General features: G+C 45.1%; 17 protein-coding genes. 6 read left to right on the top strand and 11 right to left on the bottom strand.

From position 1 onward, the window contains the following. Positions 1–20 precede the first annotated feature (20 nt). Positions 21–257: a hypothetical protein gene (locus QZW82_RS14575; RefSeq protein WP_293149278.1), complete on the bottom strand. Its 237-nt coding sequence runs from the start codon at positions 255–257 to the stop codon at positions 21–23. 215 nt (positions 258–472) lie between these two features. Between QZW82_RS14575 and QZW82_RS14570 the strand changes: the two genes are divergently transcribed. Further along, positions 473–649 carry a hypothetical protein gene (locus QZW82_RS14570; RefSeq protein ID WP_293149277.1) on the top strand — a complete coding sequence of 59 codons (177 nt, stop codon included), beginning with the start codon at positions 473–475 and terminating at the stop codon, positions 647–649. A gap of 55 nt (positions 650–704) precedes the next feature. Continuing rightward, complete coding sequence (locus QZW82_RS14565; protein WP_293149276.1) at positions 705–881, top strand: hypothetical protein; 177 nt, start codon at positions 705–707, stop codon at positions 879–881. 118 nt (positions 882–999) lie between these two features. Here the strand turns inward: QZW82_RS14565 and clpB are convergent, their stop codons facing one another. After that, positions 1,000–3,615: an ATP-dependent chaperone ClpB gene (gene clpB, locus QZW82_RS14560; protein WP_293149275.1), complete on the bottom strand. Its 2,616-nt coding sequence runs from the start codon at positions 3,613–3,615 to the stop codon at positions 1,000–1,002. A gap of 284 nt (positions 3,616–3,899) precedes the next feature. Continuing rightward, positions 3,900–4,427: a hypothetical protein gene (locus QZW82_RS14555; protein WP_293149274.1), complete on the bottom strand. Its 528-nt coding sequence runs from the start codon at positions 4,425–4,427 to the stop codon at positions 3,900–3,902. Positions 4,428–4,637: 210 nt separating this feature from the next. Between QZW82_RS14555 and QZW82_RS14550 the strand changes: the two genes are divergently transcribed. Continuing rightward, positions 4,638–5,324 carry a hypothetical protein gene (locus QZW82_RS14550; protein ID WP_293149273.1) on the top strand — a complete coding sequence of 229 codons (687 nt, stop codon included), beginning with the start codon at positions 4,638–4,640 and terminating at the stop codon, positions 5,322–5,324. A 129-nt stretch (positions 5,325–5,453) separates the two neighbouring features. On the opposite strand, the gene QZW82_RS14545 is transcribed toward QZW82_RS14550, so the two are convergent. Further along, positions 5,454–6,041, bottom strand: coding sequence for a Uma2 family endonuclease (locus QZW82_RS14545; protein WP_293149272.1), 588 nt, complete (start codon positions 6,039–6,041; stop codon positions 5,454–5,456). A 452-nt stretch (positions 6,042–6,493) separates the two neighbouring features. Here QZW82_RS14545 and QZW82_RS14540 point away from each other — a divergent pair, with 452 nt between their 5' ends. After that, complete coding sequence (locus QZW82_RS14540; RefSeq protein WP_293149271.1) at positions 6,494–6,697, top strand: hypothetical protein; 204 nt, start codon at positions 6,494–6,496, stop codon at positions 6,695–6,697. Here the strand turns inward: QZW82_RS14540 and QZW82_RS14535 are convergent. Further along, positions 6,663–8,384 carry an ATP-binding protein gene (locus tag QZW82_RS14535; RefSeq protein WP_293149270.1) on the bottom strand — a complete coding sequence of 574 codons (1,722 nt, stop codon included), beginning with the start codon at positions 8,382–8,384 and terminating at the stop codon, positions 6,663–6,665. The genes QZW82_RS14540 and QZW82_RS14535 overlap by 35 nt on opposite strands. Positions 8,385–8,916: 532 nt before the next feature. Continuing rightward, positions 8,917–9,441, bottom strand: coding sequence for a hypothetical protein (locus QZW82_RS14530; protein ID WP_293149269.1), 525 nt, complete (start codon positions 9,439–9,441; stop codon positions 8,917–8,919). 1,192 nt (positions 9,442–10,633) lie between these two features. Here QZW82_RS14530 and QZW82_RS14525 point away from each other — a divergent pair. Continuing rightward, positions 10,634–10,813 (top strand): hypothetical protein, encoded by a 180-nt coding sequence (locus tag QZW82_RS14525; protein ID WP_293149268.1) that lies wholly within the window; start codon positions 10,634–10,636, stop codon positions 10,811–10,813. Here QZW82_RS14525 and QZW82_RS14520 read toward each other — a convergent pair. Both QZW82_RS14520 and QZW82_RS14515 read right to left on the bottom strand, forming a co-directional pair. Beyond that, positions 10,770–11,342, bottom strand: coding sequence for a thermonuclease family protein (locus QZW82_RS14520; protein WP_293149267.1), 573 nt, complete (start codon positions 11,340–11,342; stop codon positions 10,770–10,772). The genes QZW82_RS14525 and QZW82_RS14520 overlap by 44 nt on opposite strands. Before the next feature lie 13 nt (positions 11,343–11,355). Beyond that, positions 11,356–14,556, bottom strand: coding sequence for a DNA polymerase I (locus QZW82_RS14515; RefSeq protein WP_293149349.1), 3,201 nt, complete (start codon positions 14,554–14,556; stop codon positions 11,356–11,358). Positions 14,557–14,817: 261 nt separating this feature from the next. Here QZW82_RS14515 and QZW82_RS14510 point away from each other — a divergent pair, with 261 nt between their 5' ends. Next, the gene (locus QZW82_RS14510) at positions 14,818–16,281 is read left to right on the top strand and encodes a J domain-containing protein (RefSeq protein ID WP_293149266.1); all 1,464 of its coding nucleotides are present in this window, start codon (positions 14,818–14,820) and stop codon (positions 16,279–16,281) included. A 376-nt stretch (positions 16,282–16,657) separates the two neighbouring features. On the opposite strand, the gene QZW82_RS14505 is transcribed toward QZW82_RS14510, so the two are convergent. The 3 genes from QZW82_RS14505 to QZW82_RS14495 all read right to left on the bottom strand — a co-directional run bounded on the left by QZW82_RS14505 (position 16,658) and on the right by QZW82_RS14495 (position 22,750). Beyond that, the gene (locus QZW82_RS14505; protein WP_293149265.1) at positions 16,658–18,319 is read right to left on the bottom strand and encodes an EAL domain-containing protein; all 1,662 of its coding nucleotides are present in this window, start codon (positions 18,317–18,319) and stop codon (positions 16,658–16,660) included. Continuing rightward, complete coding sequence (locus QZW82_RS14500; RefSeq protein ID WP_293149264.1) at positions 18,309–20,687, bottom strand: PAS domain S-box protein; 2,379 nt, start codon at positions 20,685–20,687, stop codon at positions 18,309–18,311. The genes QZW82_RS14505 and QZW82_RS14500 overlap by 11 nt, the downstream gene beginning before the upstream one ends. An 872-nt stretch (positions 20,688–21,559) precedes the next feature. Next, complete coding sequence (locus tag QZW82_RS14495; protein ID WP_293149263.1) at positions 21,560–22,750, bottom strand: WD40 repeat domain-containing protein; 1,191 nt, start codon at positions 22,748–22,750, stop codon at positions 21,560–21,562. Positions 22,751–22,900: the final 150 nt, after the last annotated feature.

Raw genomic sequence — 22,900 nt, 5'->3', positions numbered from 1 at the left:
ACCGTCGCGAAAATTAAAATCTACAACGCGCTAGTGAGGACATTGGAAAGCCGATCGCACAATGCCTCCAAACGATTGCTTTCCCCCTTTAAATCGAACACAACCTCAAACTTAACGTGGGGTATAGTTTGACGCAAAAACTGAAAATGCCCCTCTGCATCGGAGCGACTGCGGCAGCGGGCAACAATTATCCATTGCCCAGAGGGTAACAAACGGGCGATCGCCCAACAACACAAGCGGTCTTTGTATGTCAACATAGAACTCATCTCCATTGATATTTTTGGAGCCAGAGCCAGCCCGGAACCTTGGACAGTTTAGGGGCTGGCTTCTGACGTTTTAGGGTTTTAACCCTATATTCACTTATAGCATAAATCGATGTTTTTAACATCAAATGACACAAATATTTATCTAATGACGTGAGAGTGTAAAATTGAAGACAGTTGCAGTAAATCTATGTCAGCCAATGCCTTCAATGCCTTCACGTATGCGAGTCACCGTTACATTGCCAGAAGAGGTTCATCAAGCCTTGTCCGAATGGGCTGAAGAAGAAGATAGAACCCTTGCCAACCTTCTATCCCACGTGGCAGCTAAAGCAGTCAGAGATCGCCAAGAGCAAAAAAAGGAAGAATCTAAGAGCGATCGCCCTTAAGCGGGATTGGCACAGCGTAAGGTGGACTGTTTTGAGATGTTTAGGAGTACAACGAATGGCTTCACGGGGAAGAGTTACCGCATATCTGCCAGAAGAAATTCAAAAAGCTCTCGAAGAATGGGCAGAAGAAGACAGCAGATCCGTTAGCAGTTTAGCCACGTATCTGTTGACAAAATCTGTTCGAGAGCGTCAAGAGCAGAAAAAAGATAAATCAGAAGGCGATCGCACTTAAGCACGATCGCCCCCAATCCCATCCGCGTCCATTCGCGTCTATCAGCCCACATCTGCGGTTAAAAAAAGATCGATCGCCCGTCAAAAAAAAAGGTGAGCCGCAGCCCACCCTACTAAGATTATTTAGCAGTCACCAACTGCGCCGGCAACCTTTTAAAAGCCAACCTTTCATTCTCGATATCGACAAAAATCGTATCCCCGTCAACAAAATCTCCCCGCAAAATACCCTTAGCCATTTGCGTTTCCAACTCGCGCTGGATTCCCCGCTTCAATGGGCGCGCACCGTACACCGGATCGTAACCAATTTCTGCTAAAAAGTCGATCGCCGATTCCGACAATTTCAGAGACATTTTGCGATCGGCTAAACGTTTTTCCAAGCGCTTGACTTGCAACAGCACGATTTGGCGCAATTCCGGCTTACTCAAACCGTGGAAGATAATCATCTCATCAATCCGGTTCAAGAATTCCGGGCGGAAAGTTCCGCGCATCGCATCCATCACCCGACTCCGCATTTGTTCGTTATCTCCCGCCACATCTAAAATGTATTGAGAGCCGACATTCGATGTCATAATAATCACAGAATTCTTAAAGTCAACCGTGTGACCTTGAGCATCCGTAACGCGGCCGTCATCCAGAATTTGCAGCATGATGTTGAAGACATCCGGGTGCGCTTTCTCGATTTCATCGAATAGAATTACCGAATAGGGACGGCGGCGCACAGCCTCAGTTAATTGCCCGCCTTCGTCGTAGCCGACGTATCCCGGAGGCGCACCAATTAAGCGCGAAACTGCGTGTTTCTCCATGTATTCCGACATATCAATGCGGACGATCGCCTCTTCGGTGTCAAACAGGTATGATGCTAATGCTTTCGCCAACTCGGTTTTACCAACGCCCGTGGGGCCGAGGAAGATAAAACTCGCCACCGGGCGGTTGGGATCCGACAATCCCGCGCGCGATCGCTGAATTGCATCTGCAACCGCCGTCACCGCTTCATCTTGTCCGATTACGCGCTTGTGGAGTTCGTCTTCCAAGTGCAGGAGTTTCTGCATTTCCGATTCAACCAACTTGCTAATCGGAATTCCCGTCCACTTAGAAATAATCTCAGCAATGTCAGATTCCGTGACTTCTTCCCGCAGCAAAGTTTGACCTGTGGTTTGAGTTGCTGAAAGTTGAGCTTCTGCTTCTTGCAATTGTTTTTGCAATTGAGTTAAAGTGCCGTATTTCAACTCAGCAGCGCGGTTGAGGTCATATTTTAATTCAGCTTGTTGAATCTCAATATTCACCTTGTCAATCTGTTCTTTGATTTTTTGAATGCTGCCGATGACACCTTTTTCGGATTGCCACTGAGCGTTCAAACCGCTTTGCTGTTCCTTGAGGTTTCCCAAGTCTTTTTCCAGTCTTTCCAAACGTTCGATCGAAGCCGCATTGCTTTCTTTTTGCAGGGATAGTCTCTCCATTTCTAGCTGCAAAATTTTGCGATCGATTTCGTCTAGTTCTTCCGGTTTCGAGGTAATCTCCATTTTGAGTTTAGCCGCCGCTTCGTCCACTAAGTCGATCGCCTTGTCGGGAAGGAAGCGATCGCTAATATATCGAGTAGACAAAGTAGCAGCGGCCACTAGGGCGCTGTCGGAAATTTTCACACCGTGGTGAACTTCGTACCGTTCTTTCAAACCCCGCAAAATCGAGACAGTATCTTCAACTGTCGGCTGATCGACATAAACTTGTTGAAAACGGCGTTCTAGGGCCGCATCTTTTTCGAGATACTTGCGGTATTCGTCGAGAGTTGTAGCGCCGATACAGCGCAATTCACCCCTCGCCAACATCGGTTTGAGCAAATTGCCAGCATCCATCGATCCTTGGCTGGCGCCGGCGCCGACAACGGTGTGAATTTCATCTATAAATAGGATGACTTTGCCGTTGCTATCCATAACTTCTTTGAGCACGGCTTTCAACCTTTCTTCAAATTCTCCCCGGAATTTTGCACCGGCAATTAACGCGCCCATATCTAAGCTAATTAATTGTCTGTCTTTGAGAGATTGTGGCACATCTCCGGTGATAATTCGCTGGGCGAGTCCTTCGGCGATCGCAGTTTTGCCAACTCCCGGTTCCCCAATCAGTACGGGGTTGTTCTTGGTGCGGCGGCTCAAAATTTGAATTGTGCGGCGGATTTCGTCATCTCGTCCGATTACCGGATCGAGTTTGCCTTGACGCGCCGCTTCTGTCAAATCTCGGCCGTATTTTTCCAGCGCTTCATATTTGCCTTCTGGATTTTGGTCTGTCACTTTGTTGTTCCCCCGGACTTGGGCGATGATGTCTTTAAGCTTGGCTTCATCTAGTTTAAATTCTTGCAGTAAATTTTTGCCAAAGCGATCGTCCTTAACGTAAGCCAGGATCAAATGCTCGATCGAGATAAATTCATCACCGTACTCTTTACGATAAGCTTCAGCCCTGTCTAGCAGGGTATCCAGGGAACGGCCGAGATAAACGTTGCCACCGCTTCCAGAGATTTTGGGCTGGCGGCTGATAAACTCGTCAGTGCGATCGCGCAATTTTGCTACAGACACTTTCGCCTTGTTAAATAAGCTGCTAGCGAGTCCCGATTCTTGTTCCAGCAACGCCTTCATCAAATGTTCGCTTTCTAGCTGCTGCTGCTGAGCTGTTTTGACAACTTCTGGAGTGCGGGCTAGGGCTTCCCAGGCTTTTTCTGTAAATTGGTTCGGATTATTTGGTTGCATAAATTTTAATTCCCTGAATTCAAAAACATGACTGCTGTGAAGGCAATGGCTCGATTGCCCGTATAGTTGTCATTGTAGGGAGTTAAGGGCGGGAAGGGCGATCGGTGTTCCCGTATATTGATATAGGTATTTCCGTAATCTTTGCCTGCACGGGCACAAAGCCGAGTTTTGACTGATACCGATGGTTTTATCGAATTTATATTTTTACAATGGTAAACTACCCCACCGCCAACTTTATAAACTTCCGAACATAGAGCGAGGGATATCCTAGATGGACTTTATATTCACTCTTCTAAATGTACTCGATCGACCTCATTCATTGGTAGATTTAGTGCTTCAGCAATTTGTTCGTCCGTCAAACCAAACTTACGCAATTTATCAATTATTTCATTTAGTGCGAGCGCAGTATAATTATTGCTTTGCTCCTGGATTTCTGGATTTTCAGTCTGACTTTCATTTTGGGTAAAAGTGGAAGAATCGGGGCAATTTTTGATGTAACCTATATTGACATTATTCTTGTTTCCAGTGTTTTTATTGCCTAAGCTTATAGTTACATTGATGTGACGTTCTAAAACAGATTCAAGATTACTTTTTTTAACCTGTTCGCCAAAAATATCTGATAACATTTGCAAAAGCTCGTGACTGACTTTTTTAACGTGCTTATCGCTGTAACCGTATGTTTCTGCAACCCCAGCATACTTTTGACGATTCAGTATTCCCGCGATAATTCTCCGCTGCAAGTCGTTTAAATGTTTGCCTGTCTTAGCCGAGACAGTTTCATCGACCGATCGCAATATCTGAGGAATTTCCATAGGTGGGCAGATGAGATGACTACAGTTAGTATACCCTACTTTTTCCAACTTTCCCCAACTTTTTGGGTCGTTTTTGCTAATTGTGTGTGACAACTTGAAAAAGATCCAACTTTTTCCAACTTTTTCAGCCTTTGAGTTTTTGCGTTAAAAGTCTACTATGAGAATATTAAAATGTTCGGCATTCATGTTTATGCAATCGAATGAGTAGTTATGCAACAGATGAATTGGTATGAAAACCCAACTATTGCAGCAATTATTGGTGCAGTTGTTGGCTCGGTTCTAACAGCAGCAGTATCCATTTTCATCTGGAAAAAAACCAGCAGAGTTAAACGAGTCGATTGTGTTATCAACGATGCTTCTTCATTGTTAACATTTTCAGATACCATTCGCAGTGAATTAGAGGTTAAATATTCAGGAGAACAGACAACATCTGTATTTTTATTCAATCTTGAGATTTTCAATTCTGGCAACCAAGCAGTTGCTAATCAACCTGTTTTAATCCGAATAGACAATAAAGCAAAGATTGTTGGTTACAGCCTAAAGACAGAACCTAAAGTTGGTTTTGGAAAAATTAGTGAGTTACAACGTCAGAATGGTGAACTAGATCTAACTATTGAGCTATTGAATCCAGGAGATCGTGTCTACCTTGAGTTAATTTCTGTAAATAACGCATCGGATCTGATTGACGTATACATGAAAAATGCAAACGTTCTGTGTCGCTCTTATACTCGTAAAGCCGCAGAAAGTGCTATTTTAGGAGTTCTTAATAAACAGATAGATCCAACACTTGTATCCTTAGCAATGATCGGCTCACTTCCGTTTGGGGGATTCGTAGCGCCATTTGCAGCGATTATTCTAGAACAGAAATTTGAAAAAGCATTGCGTCAAAGAAAGTAGGTTGTGCATATCAAAATAAAATATTAATGAAAAAGTTGTTGAATAAAAAACACCTTTATATTAGCAGTGAAAGAACGAGCGCAGCATACAATAATTAATTGCTTCCCTCTTCTTCTGCCTCCATCACTGCTACCTAATACCCTTCATAAACTCAGTCCTTGCCTCAATCCTCGAAGGCATTAAAACGCATCGTGACAACAATTCTAAATCTAATTCCGGCAAAAACTCGCTTCTTGAAACTTGCTCGTAATCATCATCGCGCAGCCGATAAACAGAAAGCCGATTATTTTTCCAAAACCATACTTCCGGGATGCGAAGTCGCAAATACTTAGCTAATTTTTTTGTACTGCCGCTAGTAATCGTTACTTCCACTGCTAAATCGGGATGCTCTTTCTTTTCACCTATATAATAAGACTCATCAGGTTCAAATGATACATTTTTTGCTTGTTCTCTGCGAGTTGCACTGCCTACAGGAATGTATTCAATTGCCATTTCACAAAAGTAGAGTTGTAGCAAAAAATTCAGAAGACGACCGATCGTCTCATGCTCTTCTCCCAATGTCATAAATTCAATCCAACCATCAAAATAAGTTATCCGCAAACCGGGAGCATCTGCTACCAAAGATTCGATCGCCTCAAATTGCTCCCAACTATAATAACCGGGAAGAACCAATTGCTGTTCTGCAAGGGTATCTATTTCTTCTAAAATTTGTGGCATAAATAAAATTTTTTGCAGTGATTCGTTACAATAACTAATAGACCTCTTCAAAAACTAGATTTTTGTTCTTACAAAATAAGGCTTTCAGATGATTTTTTGGAGAGGTCTAATGACTAATGACTGATGACTGATGACTGATGACTAACGACTGATGACTGATGCCTCCTAAACCTGTGTTTCCTGCAACTGCTTGGCTGTGCGTGCTCGCAGCGGGAAATTTGGAATCCGCCAACTTTTCTATCCGGTGAAATTCTCGGAATCTGTACCCCGGTTGAGGCATTGGGCGGTTTAGAAGAGTCGAAGTGTTCGGCAAGAATGTCAGTGAGCATTCCCTTATCCGCTAGGAGTCTGTTTTCTGCACCTTGTTCCTCATTCCAGTCAGCTCTGAAAACGATGTACTTGTCCATTGTTCCAGTATATAACAACTAATGACTGCTGATTAATTTTGTCAGGTGCGTCGCTCGGAGATTGTTGATTTTTTTAGGGCTTGTTGGTGGCGGCGCACCCTACGGCAAACTGTCAACTGTCAACTGTCAACTATCAACGAAGAGGGCGGGCACGGGGGCACCGCCCCTACAAATTATCAACTGCCAACTGTCAACTATCAACTGTCAACTGTTTTCATGCCTGCATCACCACCCGTTCCGGGAGACTGACAATAAAAACTGAACCTTTCCCGTTCTCACTTTCAACGCTAATTTCGCCACCCAAAATTTGACACAAACGCTGGCTAATTGTCAATCCCAAACCCGTCCCGCCGTACTTCTTAGTAGTCGAAGGATCGGCTTGAGTAAAAGGTTTAAATATCTGCTCTAATTGTTCGTTTGTCATCCCAATCCCAGTATCGCTGACTCGAAAAATTAAAAATTGAGAACTGTAGTTTGAACCCGAATTAACAGCATTATTTTTATTTTTATTCCTTTTCTTAGGTTTTGGCTTTTCATTTTTAACTTTTTCGATCTCGATAGTAATGACGCCTTTTTCGGTAAATTTGGCAGCATTGCTGAGCAAATTGAGGAGAATTTGCCGGACTTTCGGTTGGTCGGCGTACATCATGCCGAGTTCGCCTTTTGCTTGCAGCCTTAAAGCATTGCCTTTTTTCTCTACTAGCGGTTGAGCCGTAGTCATCACTTCTTCAATCATCGTCGCCACATCGAAGTGTTCCAAATAAAGCGTCACATGACCTGCTTCTATTTTAGAAATATCGAGGATATCGCTGATCATGTCGAGCAAATGTTTGCCTGCGGTTTGAATTTTTTCTAAGTCGGGGAGAAAGTCTTCGGAGCCGGAATCTTGAGCATCTTCTTGCAGCATTTCGCTGTAGTTGATGATGGCGTTTAGGGGGGTGCGGAGTTCGTGGCTCATGTTGGCGAGAAATGCACTTTTCGAGCGGTTGGCAGCTTCGGCTGCTATTTTTGCTTCTTGCAAGTCTTCCGTGTATTCCGCGACTCTTTGGATCAGTTCGTTGATCGAAATTGCCAGCATTCCTACTTCGTCGGAGGTGGTAACGGGTACTTGCAGGTCAAAGTTCGATTCTTCTGACACTCGCTGAGCGATGAAGGTGGCGGCTTGTAGTGGTCGGGCGATCGCCCTGCTGGTGTATATTGCCAGTAAGGTGGCGATAATCGCTGATGCCAACAGAGAACCAAGCAGAATCAGAGTTCCGAGTTGTTCAGCTTTCTCGTAGGTTCTAAATGCCTCGTCTGCTTTGTCTCGAAAAGTGCCAGCCAGTTTGGCTGAATCTTGCGAAAACTGTTCGAGTTTAAAAGCGTTGTTCCCCGTGGCAAAATTATTCAAGCTCCGCTGGAATACCTGCCGCTGCTGCGGATTCAAACCAGATAACTTGGCATTCCCCAGCAGTTTCTGGACTTGTTGGAAGTAAGCTTCTACGGTTTTGCTGTGGGCTTTGGCGAACTCTTGAATCTCTTGGTAATCTTTTGTAACACCGGCAGAAGCCGACGGCGATTGGCTTTGCAGTTGTTCTAGCTGTCCGCTCATCTGAGCAACGCGAGTCAAAAAGTCCGATCGTTCGCGATCGAAAATTTGCGGTTGTGCCGTCAGATTCAGCAGTGATTGCTGGTGAATTCTGACTTCCTGGGCGCTATTATTCAGATTGGTGAGGATTTCGGCTTTATCTCGGTCGATCGCGAGTTTTTCTCTCACTTGCTGTTTGTGATATGACTCTACTCCCCGTCCTCCGGCGGCGCCCAAAATGGCAATACCAATGACCAAGGCGTATCCGCAGCCGATTTTTTGCCTGATACCCAAGCGGCCCAACAGACTTTTAAAACCTATTTGAGAATTGTTCTGGGATTGATTGTTCGAGGCTAAGGTTGAAGACATGGGCAATATACTCGTCACCCTGAGGGGCATTATCTATTATTCTAATTGATGCCTGCCTGAGGGTAAATAAAGTTCTGGCAAAGGGCCAATTTTCGGCAGTTATGGGGTCTTTGCAGGGTTCCACACCTCGACCTGCTTTAAAGTTTGGGGGAGTTATGGTTAAAAAATTATGGCACAAGCAAGAAGGCAGAAGCAAGAAGCAATAAAAGCCAGGGTTTAAGACATTACGAACGTCCTCACCGTCGGGCGGTTGCTATATATAGCCTTTCTCAGATAGATCTGGCACGCTTGTGGTAAAGGGTAATTGAGAAAAAGGTAATTGGTAATGGGCAAAAAGGTAAGCGATAGTTCCTATACGATCTCTGAGGCTTCTCTCCGGTAAAGACGCTCGCTTGTGTGTGCTCTCAAGGCGATCGTATCAGAATTTGACATAACTCATATTTATGAGAACCGCTATAAGTTGCGAGTTATGAATTTGATTGGTGATTCAAGCCTCAACTCTACTCGCAACTCACAACTTATCGCTATTCTTCTACTGGCAAAGTCGAAATTGTGCTAAGTCAGCAGGAAGTTTTGAAGCATTAGGTACGGTAGCAGAGGCAGGAACGAAGATTCCCATACCAAAACTGCAACCCTCTTCCTTCGTACATTCGCCAGGCTTGGCAGTGATTTGATATTCCCCTTGGGATGGCGGAGTAAAAGAGATTGATACCAGTTCGCCCGTCTTTTGACTCGTACCGATTTCTTGGCCAGTGTTGGCATCCTTGAGGGTTAGGTTTAAATCCTGGCAATTTCCGTCGCAAGTGGCTACAAAAACATACTCAATATCTGGATGCAGCGTTGCTCTAAAAGGAGATGAAACTTGCTTGCGAACAGTGCCTATCAATGGCCAAAACACCAATTTTTGACCGTTGCTCGAACGCTGGTCAACTTCTGTTTTCAACCGACAAGTAACAGTTTTTTGCTCGTTGGTCAGTTCTTGAGCAATAGCATTTCCTACGATTGCAGTACCAAGCAGGAGTGCAATCCCGGAGATAGTGAGATGTTTGATATTCATTGATGTCCCCTCAAACTAATTTCTGGGTGATTGCAATAGACCGCTTTTCGTGGCAGTCTATTGATTTATCTGGAGCCTATCACATTTATTGACTGTTCTAAAAACAGCTAAGAGAAAAGTGCGATCGCACTGGGTACATCTGGGTTTTGCATTTGTAGTGCTGTCGGGAACACAGCAAAGCTTTTTCAACAGTTGACAGTTGACAGTTGACCTGGGACAGTTCGAGAGCTACCTCTACCCTTAAGTCCGAGGATTTGAGTAATCAATAGTCAGATTTTAATTTCTCCCGAGCAGGCAGGCGGGCTTTCAAGCAATTCTTTCTGGTAAAGCACGCTCTTCGAGGACGGCACTTTCAAAAAAATGCTTTTTGCGTTCATTGAGATGCTCCCATCGAACTCATGTCTGACCTTGGATGAATCTGCCGTCATATCGTTTCCGGTTGCATCGGAATGATTTAACCGCAGAGAACACAGAGAACACAGAGGGAGATAAGAGAGATGAATACAGGACGATGAAGGGCGGATTTGATATCAGCTATTGCCCAAATTCCACAGATTGCGGACACTACGAGCAGAACCTCGTCCTCGTTGTATTGTACTAAATTAGGATGCTCCGCATCGGTGTCTAGAAACCTGGTTTCTCAAATGTCTGATAAAGCTTCGCAGATACCACCTCAACAACATAATTTTGCTGATGTCAATATACATATAGGTCAATACGGTTTACTTAAGGCAGATCCCCCCTAACCCCCCTTAAAAAGCAGGGTGGATTAATTGTCAGGATAGGAGATATAAAACTACCAAAAGTATCGCTCAAAGGTCGGCTCGCGCGATCGGCCAAGGTACGTAGTTGCGATCTTTGCGCTCTTTATAAGATTAAGAAAGAGCGCAAAGATCGCAACTACGTACCTAATTTGTCTGACGACAATAAAACCGCCCTGCCTAACCCCCCTTAAAAAGGGGGGGGACAAGAAAGCTCTTAAGTCCCCCTACAACCAGGGGGATGCGAGGGGGATCTCCGGGGCATAAAAAGTGTTAAGTAAACCGTATTGACATATAGGTTGATTTTTTGGCGATCGCCTTTTTCAAAAAAATCGGGTACACAGAAACCTGTGTTGCTAAGCTTTTGAACTTTGATTGAGTAGATCGTTTACCCTGTAATATCACCTCCTTTGTTATTCATCCCGTTATAAGTGGTAAGGTGCGTCGCTACGATATCTCTCAATAGCAACAAGAGTTGTTCGTGGCGACGCACCCTACATTTACTGTCAACTGTCAACTGTCAACTGTCAACTGTCAACTGTCAACTGTCAACTGTCAACTCTTCCTTTATTTATCGCTGTGCCGAAAATCCCAAGCTGGCACAAACTTAGAATCTCCCCAAATACCGCGGCGATTTTTCTTGGCTTCGGCTTCTGCTTGTTTCAAAATACTTGCACTAGGACAATTTTTTAAATATGGAGTGTAAACCATTGCTAATCCTTCGCGCACCAAAACTTCTTGAGCAAATGTGCCATTTGGTAAGCGAACTTCGCTAACTTTGCGGCCGTAGCGGTCAGTATCAGTGACTGTCAAAACGACGCGACCGCCCCCTTCTTTGACGAGTTGCTGCATTCTTTGCTCGGCTAGATTGCCCCACTTAAACTGATTTTTATATGCTGCTTTTTTGCTATTTTTTTCGGCGTTAGTGTGAGCAATTTCTGGTGCATCTACGCAGGCAAAACGCACTTTAATATCTTTGCCGGCGGCATCGCTGGCGACAAGAGTATCGCCGTCGCTGACTCGTTTGACAGCATAATTGTTGGGCGGTAGCTTTTGCGGACAGCCGGAGAGTAGGAAAAGCAGAGCAACTGCGCTCAAGCTGGTGATTGTAGGCGAAAGGGAGATTTTATTTTGTGTCATGGTTTTCTTTTTTTTATTTAGTTTCCATCCAATTTTGCCCCGCGTGGATATCAACTATCAGGGGTACGCTAAGCGGCAGAGCACTTTCCATCGCCGTTCTAATTTTTGGCTGCAATTCTTCCCATTCATCGGGAGGTACTTCAAATATTAATTCATCGTGAACTTGCAGCAGCAGCCGCGCCTGATAGTTTTGCAAAATTTTGTCTACCTCAATCATGGCAAGTTTAATGATATCAGCACTGGAGCCTTGAATGGGAGCGTTAGCTGCGGCGCGCAAAGATTGGGCGTCATCTCTGCTTAAGCGCGCGAGTTGTTCGGAGTGAATGTCTTCGGGATTGCTGCCTTTTAAGCGCTGGAGGCTGCCATTTTTGTCGAATGTTAGATAGCGGCGGCGGCCGAGAATTGTGGTAACGTAGCCTAGGGCGATCGCCTCTTTTTTTACTTTTTCCAAGAATTCAAAGACTTTACTGTAACGCTGGTTGAATCGTTCAATAAACTTTTTACCGTCTGCGGAAGATTTGCCCATCGAACGACCAAACTTAATCGCCCCCATACCATAAATTACCCCAAAATTAATCGTTTTACCAAAGCGTCTTTCATCCGCTGTGACTTCCTCTTTTTCAAACAGCAGTTGAGCCGTCAGAGTATGCACATCTCGGTTATTGTTGTAAGCTTCGATTAACACAGGTTCTTGACTCAAATGAGCCAAAATTCGCAGTTCGATTTGAGAATAGTCAGCCGACACCATCAGCCAACCTTCCTCCGGTAAAAATGCCTTGCGAATTTGCCGCGAAAACTCCGTACCGATGGGAATATTCTGCAAGTTAGGATTAGAAGAAGACAGACGACCTGTATCTGTAACAGTTTGATTGAAATCAGTATGCAATCGCTGAGTATCAGGACGCACCCGCTTCGGTATAGCATCTACATAGGTAGAGTAAAGCTTTTGCAACGTGCGGTACTTTAAGATAGCATCGACAACTAGATGGTCTCCTTGCAAATTCTCTAGGAAGGAAGCATCGGTGGAGTAGAAGCCTGTCGCAGTTTTACGAGACTTTTTGGGGTTTAGCTTGAGTATGTCAAACAGCAGTTCGCTCAACTGGGATGGTGAGTTCAACTTTAAAAGTTCACTGGGTGCTGCGTTGTCAACTTTCTGCTTGATTTCAGCCAAATCAAGGTTATTTTTTGGCAATATTTTCTTGAGATAAGGCTTTAAAATTGCACTAGGTACGGCTTCGTAAACTTTCTGAGGAACAGTCCCTAAAGTTGGTTCGATATGTTCGATTTTTTCCGCTAGATAAGCTTTGAAATCATCAAGAGGTATGGCGCTATAAATTTCCTGCTCAATTGCTGCTAATTGCGGTTCCATTTGATTGGAGAGTTCTTTAAGATATCCTGTGTCTATGCGAACCCCCTGATATTCCATTTCTGCTAAAATCGGTTCTAAGGGCTGTTCTACTTCCAGCAGCAACTCCTGCAAAGATTTTCCAGGAAAGCTAGCTTCATCAGCTTTATCTAATTCTGCTCTCAGTTTACCTACTAATTGAAATGTGGTGTAAACATCCATGCCGCAGTATTTAGCTACTTCGGGGATGCTGATGTCAGCAATTGTTTTGTTTTTTGTTGTAACTAATTCTTTGTAACTTTTGGCGACAATACCTAAGTATTTTCTTGAGAGTTCACTGAGACTGTGGCTGGTTTCTGGGTTGAGTACGTAACTGGCTAGCATGGTGTCGAAGATGACTCCTGCTAGTTTAATTCCTTGACAGCGCAGGATCGATCGATCGAATTTAGCATTTTGCAGCGCCTTGGGATAATTCTCGCCTTCCAAAATCGGGCGCAAAGCATTTAAAACCGTGGCTTTGTCCAAGTTTGTGCCCGTTTTGTGTCCCGTGGGAATATAAGCTAAATCTTGTTCTCCGGTTCCCCAACAACAGCCGATTCCGACTAATTCGGCATCTCGCGGTTCTAAGGCGGTGGTTTCGGTATCCCACGCCACGGGTGATGCTTTGTCGGTGTGGGTTTGCAGGAGTTGGACTAATTCGTTTAACTGTTCGGTTGTTTGAATTATGCGGGGTTTAATTGGCAGTTGGTTTTCCTGCTGGGCGGCTTTGGTATCATCAGGACTCCAAAACCATAAGTCGTCGGCTTCTCCATCGTCAGAAGTTGCAGGCGATGCCTTTATTGAATTATCAGTATTACTTGGCTCTTCAGAGATTGTAACTTCTCCAGTTGATTCTGCTTCTTCGTGCTTACTTATTACTTCTTTCTGCTCTTCTTCTACACCGCCAAAACGCTTTTGAATTTGTTTAACTTTGGTTAAAAATGTTTTAAATTCCAACTTTTCCAGCATCTGAATCAATGCTGCTTCGTCAAAACCTTTAAGCTGACAATTTTCTAATTCAACTTCTAGGGGAACGTCTTGAATAATTGTCGCCATTTTTTGAGAATGATAGGCTGCTTCTTTGCCTTCTTCGAGCTTTTTCTTGGTTGCGCCTTTAATTTCGTCGATCGCAGCATAGATGCCATCGAGGGAATGGTAAGCTTCCAATAATTGCAGGGCGGTTTTGTCGCCGATGCCTTTGACTCCGGGAATGTTGTCGGATTTGTCGCCGCACAAAGCTTTGTAATCTATTACTTGTGCTGGTATAATTCCGAGTTTTTCTTTGACTGCTTCCGGGCCGTATTCTTGGGATTTGCCTTTTCCCGATCGCCTGAGTTCATCCGTGCTCAAGTACAATACACTGATGTGTTTCTCGGTTTCTACTAATTGAAACAAATCTCGATCGCCCGTCAGGATTTTAACCGCATAACCCGCGGCGCTGGCTTTGTTCGCCAAAGTTCCCAAAACATCGTCGGCTTCGTAGCCCGGAGCGGTGACTGCTGGTAAATTTAGATAGCCCAAAAGTTCTTGCAGGTTTTTGAGATCGGGGATAAAGTCTTCGGGGGTTTCGGCACGACCGGCTTTGTAGGTTTCGTCTGCTTCGTGGCGAAAAGTGGGCGTGGCGAGGTCAAAGGCGATCGCCATGTACTGGGGATCGTGGGCGGCCATGACTTCCAGCAGCGACTTGAGAAAGCCAAAACAGACGCTGGTGGGAATGCCTGTGGTAGTTCGCAAGCCTCCGTCTCGACTTTTGGCAAAGGCGAAGTAGGAGCGAAAGGCCAGGGAGTGGCCGTCAACTAAGATGAAGGTGGGAGGTTGATTTTCCGACACTGACACAGATGGCGATCGCCCGAAACTATTTTTCCATTCTACCCAGTTGTCATCCCTGTTTCAAAACCGAACGCAACATTAAAAAAGCTCGAAACCCTTATATAATAACTCATTCCCAATTCTCAAATCTAAAATCCCAAATCTAAAATCGCTCGCTCGCTCGATCGGCACCGGCCTATTGTGCAGCTTGCCTGAGAATAGTAGAAGATAAGAAGTACGATCGCAAATTTACCAGAAAGAATTAATTGAAAGTCTCTCGCTTTGAGGGAGAAATTAAAATCAGACTATTCATTACTCCAATCCTCGGACTTAAGGGTTGAGGTAGCTCTCAAACTGTCAACTAAGAGGGCAGGCACGGGGGCACTGCCCCTACAACTGTCAACTGTTGAACAACACCAGCCGACGAAGTTTATGGGTGACATTAATCGATGCTACGAAATCCTCGAAATAGAGCCTGGAACTTCCCTAGAAGAAATTAAGCGCGCTTACAGGGATTTAGCCTTTGTGTGGCATCCCGATCGGTTTGCTCACAACGATCGCCTGCAACAAAAAGCTGAACAAAGATTAATAGAAATCAATCAAGCTTATGACGAGTTGGTGTTATTTCTGACTCAGTCTCCACCACAGTCGATCGACAAACCATCTCAACAGCCTCCACCGCCGCCACCACCAGAAAAGCCGATCGAAAAGCCACTGAGAAGGCGATCGGCAAAATCAGGCGGTAAGCCCGGTTCCCAGCGCACTCAAACCCGGCAAAAAAAAGCCGCCTCCAACAAAATTTCAGCTCAAAACAACCCGAAAAACAAGAAACGATTTACAACTCAAAATCGCCAAACGTGGGGAAAAAAGCCATATGGGCCCACCGTAGCGAGGGAAGCGCGGCCATCTCAAAAATATCCCTACCTTACCCCGAACCGGAAAAAAGAATTTCCGACTCAATACTCAAAACCGCAGCTATCTCAAAAATATTCCATCTTCCCTTGGGGGCCGTTGGCGATCGCAGTTGGGAGTTACGCTGTGACAAGCTACATTTTGACAAAAGTTGACGCCCCAATGTGGATGTTCACTTTAATCTGGGGTGCGGATTGGCTGTGGGCCGCGATTTTGCTGGCGGAGGGTTCGGCAACGCCTAGAGTGTGGCTGGCGGCGTTAGTTTTGGCTGGGACGGTGGGGGGGTCGATCGCCGGTTTTCAGGCGGGAGGAATCGCAACAGGGGCTGCTTGGGCGCTAGTTGGGGCTGGTCTGGGGGCGATCGCCAGTTCAGAGGCCCAGTCCCGGGCCGTGGCTGTAGTTTTGGCAGCAGCGGGAGTGCTGACAGTGGTGGGATTGATGGCTGGAACGGGTTCCGGTAATTGGCTGAAGGTGTTAGTGGAGGCAGTTTGTTGGGGGATTGTGGGCTTGATGTGCGGGCTGGCGGCGGAACTAGGGCTGCATTCTGGTGGGCCCGTGGGGCTGGGAGGTGCGATCGGGCTCTTGATTGGTGCGTGGGCGGGCGTTTTGGCTGGGGCGGGTGCGGAGGCTCTACCCCAAGCCTTGGCTGTGGCGGGATCTAAGGCGGTTTATGGGGCTTGGGCTGCGATCGGGATTGTTGCGGGAGTTGTGGCGCGGATGGTAGCTGGGGAAAGGTCGATCGGCAATGGCGGGATCTACACGTTTATCCTGTTAGTGGCTACTTCTGGTTTCGGGCTGTGGTTGGGAAATTGGCTGGTTGGGCGAATCTTTTAAATTAGTAAGTTGTCAGTTGGTAGGGGCCCTGCCTTGAGTGCCCGCCCTCTTAGTTATTAGTCATTAGTCATTGCGGAAAATTACCAGAAAGAATTGGTTGAAAGCCCCAACCCCGATCGGGAGAAATTAAAATTATACCAATTAAAAAAAAGCAACAGTATTCTTGTCCCCCCCCTTTACAAGGGGGGGCTAGGGGGGTCAAGCGTATTGCACAATTTTATAAAAATGATATTAGACTATTCATTACTCCAATCCTCGGACTTAAAGGTAAAGATCGCTATCAAACAGTCAACAGTCAACAGTCAACAGTCAACAGTCAACAGTCAACAGTCAACTGTTGAACAATGCCCCATGCCCCATGCCCCATTCCCAATGCCTAAAAATTCCAGCACTTATCGCTTTTGAGCAGCACTTCAAACTCAGCCTTTGGCAAAGCCTGACTGAAAAAATGACCTTGAATTTCGTCGCAATCGTGTACGCACAAAAAAGAAAGTTCCCGCTGATTTTCTACCCCCTCAGCAATCACAGTCATATTCATGGAGTGCGCCATTTGAATAATCGCTATTGTAATCGCAGCATTTTGGCGATCGTCAGCAATATCGCGAATAAAACTCTTATCAATTTTTAGCGCATCAAACGGCAAGCGTTTCGGATAACTCAAAGAAGAATATCCCGTGCCAAAATCATCAATTGCTATCCTAATCCCCATATCTCTCCACACAGTAAAAGCTTGAGATGCTGCCGCTTCATCTTGCAAAATTAGACCTTCCGTCAATTCTAATTCCAGGAATTTAGGATCGAGATGAGTTTCTCTCAATATCTGGCTGACTCTCTCCGTCAAATTTTTGCGATCGAACTGGCGGGCTGATACGTTGACTGCTACCCGCAGCGGAGGCAAACCCTCTGTTTGCCAAGCTTTAGTTTGCCTGCAAGCCGTCTCTAACACCCATTCGCCCAGCGGTGCAATCAAGCCCATCTCTTCAGCCATGGGAATAAATTCCGCAGGGGAAACTCTGCCCCTTTTTGGATGGTTCCAGCGCACCAAAGCTTCAGCACCAATAATTTTTCCGGTTTTAATTTCTATTTGTGGCTCATAGTAAACTTCAAATTCCGAGCGTTTTAAAGCATTACGCAGGCAAGTCTCTTGAGTAAATTTATTGATATAATTATTCGCAACTTTTGCCGTATAAAACTGATACTTGTTGCCACCTTTTTCCTGAGAATTGTACATAGCTGTATAAGCATTTTTTAGCAGTTCTTCTCCATCGTTGCCGTCGCCAGGAGACAAAGAAATACCCATACTTGCCGTGACATAGAGTTCCGAGCCTTTGACAATCATAGCTTGGGCTACAATATCTAAAATGTTTCGAGCAATCTTGGCAGCATCCTGTTTTTCGGCAACTGGTTCGAGAACAATTGCAAATTCGGCAGATTCCAAACGAGCCACAATATTAATCTTCTCCGTGCAGTTGCTCAACCGCTCAGCAACTTTGCAAAGTACGTAGTCGCCGATATCGTGCCCCAAGGTACTGTTAATCCGGTTAATTCTATCTAAACTAAGAATGACAACGGGAATCATTTCTGGCAATTCTTTTTGCTTGTCTAATAGCAGACTTAGCTGCTCTCGTAACAGCGAACGATTTGGCAAGTTTGTCAAGCAGTCATGCTGGTGTCGGTGGAGAGCTATTTGAATAGTTGTGTGCAAGTTTTTTTCTTCAAATGGTTTCACAATATAGCCGAAAGGTTTCGTTGCATTGACGCGCCGCAAAGTGTTTTCGTCCGCATAAGCTGTCAAATAAACTACCGGAATCTGAAAGCGCGATCGAATTTCTTCTGCTGCTGTAATTCCGTCGATTTCTCCTTGGAGGTTAACATCCATCAAAACTAAATCTGGTCTGAATTCGGCTGCGGATTCAATCGCTTCTTCTCCGGAATACACAATACCTGTTATGCTATACCCTCTAGATATTAAACTGTCGGAAATGTCTTCCGCAATGATGCTTTCGTCCTCAACTATCAGAATTTTTTTATTTGACATTAAGTTGTCTCCTTGAAGTGCTATTTTGCTTGGAAAATGTTATTTTAAAATTCGTGCCAGCCGTTTCTAACAGTTCTATTTTACCCCGAATTTGCTTGACCAAAGACCCGACCAGTCGCAAACCCAATGTTCGGGCATTTCGATAATCTAAGTCTGGAGGAAAACCAATTCCACTGTCGCTCACAGCTAGCACGCAAACCCGGTTATTATCTAAAGTAAAATCTATTTTTATTTTACCTTGAGTTTGTCCTGTAAAAGCATACTTGAGCGAGTTTGTCACAAGCTCGTTGATAATTAACCCGCAAGGAACTGCCGTATCAATATTCATAGAACACGGCGCAATATTTGTTTGCAACTTGACGCCTTCTGTATGAATTTCATAAGCTTGGAATAAATTGTGGGCAAGATTTTGGATGTATTCAGCAAAGTCAATGTTTGACAAGTCTTTGGATTGATACAATTGTTCGTGCACCATGGCCATCGATCTGACTCGGTTTTGACTTTCTTTTAACATTTCACTAACGCGACTGTCTTGGATGTAGCGGGACTGAAGTTTGAGCAAACTCGAAATAACTTGAAGGTTGTTTTTGACGCGATGGTGAATTTCCTTGAGGAGGACTTCTTTTTCTGCGAGGGATGCTTTGATGCGATCTTCGTCGCGCTTGCGATCTGTAATGTCCCGCACTACTGCTTGAATTATTTTTCTACCGTTAATTTCCATTGCATTTAACAGCACTTCTGCGGGAAATTCTGAATCGTCTAGCCGTTTGTGCACCCAGTCAAAGCGACAGCTACCTGTTTGCATTGCTGCGGATATTTTTTGTGTTGCTAGACTGCACGAGTCTTGTCCGTTAGGCTGAAATTCCGGGGAGAATTCGCTAGGTTTCTTGCCGTAAAACTGTTCTTGATTGCTGCAACCAAAAATTGCTAGGGTGGCGAGGTTGCAGTCAAAAAAATTGTCTTCTTCGATCAGCATTACTGCGTCGCTGGTGGCTTCGTAAAGGCTCCGAAATTTGCATTCAGACTCTTGCAAAGAAACGATTAATTGGCTTTTTTGAGCTTCGGCGCGCTTGCGTTCGGTAATGTCTATTCCTACGGAAACTGCTGCGGTTCCTTGATGATATTTTTGAGCTACTATTAAATAATTGCAGGCTAAGCCGTTAATTTCTATATCTATTTCTTGGGAGGTTTGCTGACATGAACTGTGAAAAAAGTTTCGGATCAGTTGTCCAAAAGTTGAGCCTTTGTCGAGAAAGTTGATTTCTTCCCCGACAAAACTTTCAGGAGACCGTTTGAACGAGGTTGCTAAGTGCTGGTTGACTCCAATATACCGCAAATCTGAACTGACCCAAGAAATCAGTCCGGGCACGGCATCCAAGACGGCGCGAAGTTGGTCTGTAGCTTCTTGGAGTGCTTCTTCGGAGCGCTTGCGATCGCTAATATCTGTCGCCGTTCCGCACAAGCCTAAAATAGCGCCGTTTTCAGCTTGGTTGACGATGCTGTTGACGCGCAGGTGGACGGGGGTACCGTCTTTGCGGATGTGTACTATTTCGTAAGGCAAATTAGGGGTTTGTGGCTGAAGGCTGGTTCTTGCTAAGAGTTGGGCAAATATTTCTATTTGTCTGGCTTTTTCTTCTTTAATCAAAAAATCTGCAAAGCGACGACCGATCATTTCTAGGGGTTCGTAACCGTAGATCCTTTTGGCGGCGGAATTGACAAAAGTCAAGATGCCTTGAATGTCGATCGACCAAATCAACTCTTGGGAGGTTTCTACGAGGTTGCGGTACTTTTTTTCGCTTTCGGCCAGTGCTGCATTCGAGACTGCCGTTTGCAGAGTAAGTTTGTCTTCTAATTCTTGATTTGAAAGAGAGAGAGTTGTCATGGCTCGCTCGCGCTCGGTAATATCAGTAGAAACACCGACAGCCCCGACAACTTCGCCGTTGGCATGGAGCAGCGGTGCCGATCGAATTTCGTGAATAAAAGTCCCCTGTCGGGTATTCCAAGTGCGATCGTTTCCTGCGATTACCTGGGCAATATTTTCTAAGATCTCTGGCTGGCTGTAAACTGCAAAAATCGACTCTCCGACAGCCTCACCCGGTTCGAGCCCCAAATTTTCCAATCCTTTGCCTGCTGCAAGGGTTAACCTGCCGTCTTTGTCGGTTGCCCACAGGAAAACTGGAGCACAACTGACAGCGGCGTGCAGGGTTTGGTTGTCTTGTTTCAGGCGATCGATTTCTGCCTGAAGCCGATCGCGCGTGTTGCTTAATTCTACCGTTAGTCGATCGGCTTTTTCCTGCCAACTGGCAGCAGTGCCGCAGATTTCTGTGGCATTGCTGGAAGCATAGATGGATTGGTTGGAGTGTGACATGGTTACTCAGGGAAGCACTGTTATATTTAATCCCTGCCTATCTTTTAAGCATAAACTTTTTCAATCAAATATTAAAGTTCGTTGCGATACTCATCTGAGGAAGATTCGATAATTTCAAGCTAGTGTAAAGGATTCATAAATAGTGGCTTGCCCGGTTGTGTGGCGACTATTCAGAAATTGACAACAAGCTGAATAATGGTTGCGAATCGATACTTTTAGCCTAAGTATGTGTAGTATGGCAAAAAGAAGTTTCGCAATCCTCGGCTTGCACAAGACCTAGAATTATAAAGTTATTATATTTGCTTGCGTATATTTACGCACCTAGGAATCGGAAATCGCGAATTTTGAAATATAACCACCGGGCCCGACGGTTAGGAAGTTCTCGCATTGCACTTGCCCCATGCCGTCGATTGCCCCTTCCCTCTTCGTTATTTCCTCTTGCTTTTTCCAAGAGCCGCATCTGTGTTTTGCTTTTACACGCTGCTTTGGTGTGCGGGACAGTTGCTATATGTATATCAGCTTTGCTGTGCCGGGACACTATATGTATATCAGCTTTGCTGTGCCGGGACGCTCTGGGGAGAGTAAAAAAAGGTTTTTACTGTTCCCAGAGATGTTATGGCCTTTCTCAAAAAGATGAGGTATGACTGACAGCTTATAACCGCTTGAACGTATAGGGCTCTCTTCCCAACAACGTCCGCGAATATGGGAGCTAGATCCGCTATATATCGTTTCCGGTTGCATCGGAATTATTTAACCGCAGAGAACACAGAGAACACAGAGGGAGATAAGAGAGATGAATACAGGACGATGAAGGGCGAATTTGATATTACCCTTCCTTCTGACTTCTGCCTTATTTCTTATTCCTTCTGCCTTCAATTAATTCCCCAAGATTTGATAGTTTTGTCTAAACTGCCGCTGATAATAGTTTCGCCATCGCTGCTAAAAGTAAGATTTGTAACAGAAGCTTGATGTCCGCTGAGAGTGTGAATGTGTTCGCCAGTGGGGGCATTCCATAATTTGAGATTACCATCGGCGCTAGCACTGACAACAGTGCGCCCGTCGGGACTAAAGACGATCGCATTTATGGAGTTAAAATGCCCTGCCAAAGTTATTGGATTATCCGGATGCGATAGCTGGCGCAGTTGAATGTTTCTGTCCCAGCCGCCAGCAGCCAAAGTCTGCCCGTCTCGGCTGAAAGCTAGACAATTCGCATAACCTTTAATTGTTTGGGAGCATTCTCGGCTGCGGAGGTTCCAGAGTTTAATTGTACCGTCAGAACTGCTGCTAGCGAGAGTTGGTGCGATCGGGCTAAAAGCCAGACTTGCAATTCCTCCTTTGTGCGCTTTCCAAGTTAAATGACTGCCAAAAGTACAAATTAACTTTCCCGTCTCTAAATTCCAAATTTTGATTGTAGTATCTGCCGAACCGGTGGCGATAACTCGACTGTCGGGACTGATGACAATTGCAGTAATTTCCCCTTCGTGTCCGAGGGAAGTATGTCGCAATTCTCCTTCCTGCCAAATTTCGATCGCGCGGTGTTTCGGAAGATTTCTGCTCCTGACAAAAACTTCGGTTTCTTGGCAAAGAACAAAAGTTTCTTGAGCGCGGGGATACTTGTCAACAGTATAGAGTATTTCTCCTGTCTCTAAATCGCAAATTCTAATTATTTTGCCGTGCAAACTCGCCGTGCGAGATCCTCCGGGACTAATCGCTACATTTGTCCCAGTTTTCACAGTGCGGATGCAGTCAAACAACTGGTAAGGTACGAATTCTGTTAAAGCTTGGCGGACAAAAGGTTCTGTCCTTTGTCGCAAAACTGAATAAGCAACTCGCTGCACTTCTGGTGCGGGATCAAGCAGCGCTTCAATTGCTAAATTCAAACCTGCATCTCCGTATTTAGGAGCATCTTTAACGGCGGCCGTGCGCGGCTCGATACTAGGACTGTGCAAGCGCTGCTTGACTCCGGCGATGCCTCCCAAAACGGCGGCGGCGATCGGGATTTGACTTTGACCGCCGAGGACGGCATCATATTCTCTGGGTTGGTTAGAATTATCGGCAATCATACTATTTTATATTTTATAGTGACGATCAGAAAGATTCGCGGACGTTGTTGGGCTTTAGCCCTCTGAATTTAGTGGTTTTACAAGCTCTCTGTTATACATCATCTTTTTGAGAAAAGCTATATATTGTAGATTGTAGATTTTATCTTGAAG

This window comes from Microcoleus sp. bin48.metabat.b7b8b9.023 (assembly GCF_013299185.1).
GTDB lineage: Bacteria > Cyanobacteriota > Cyanobacteriia > Cyanobacteriales > Microcoleaceae > Microcoleus.
This window is presented reverse-complemented; position numbering and strand designations above follow the sequence as displayed.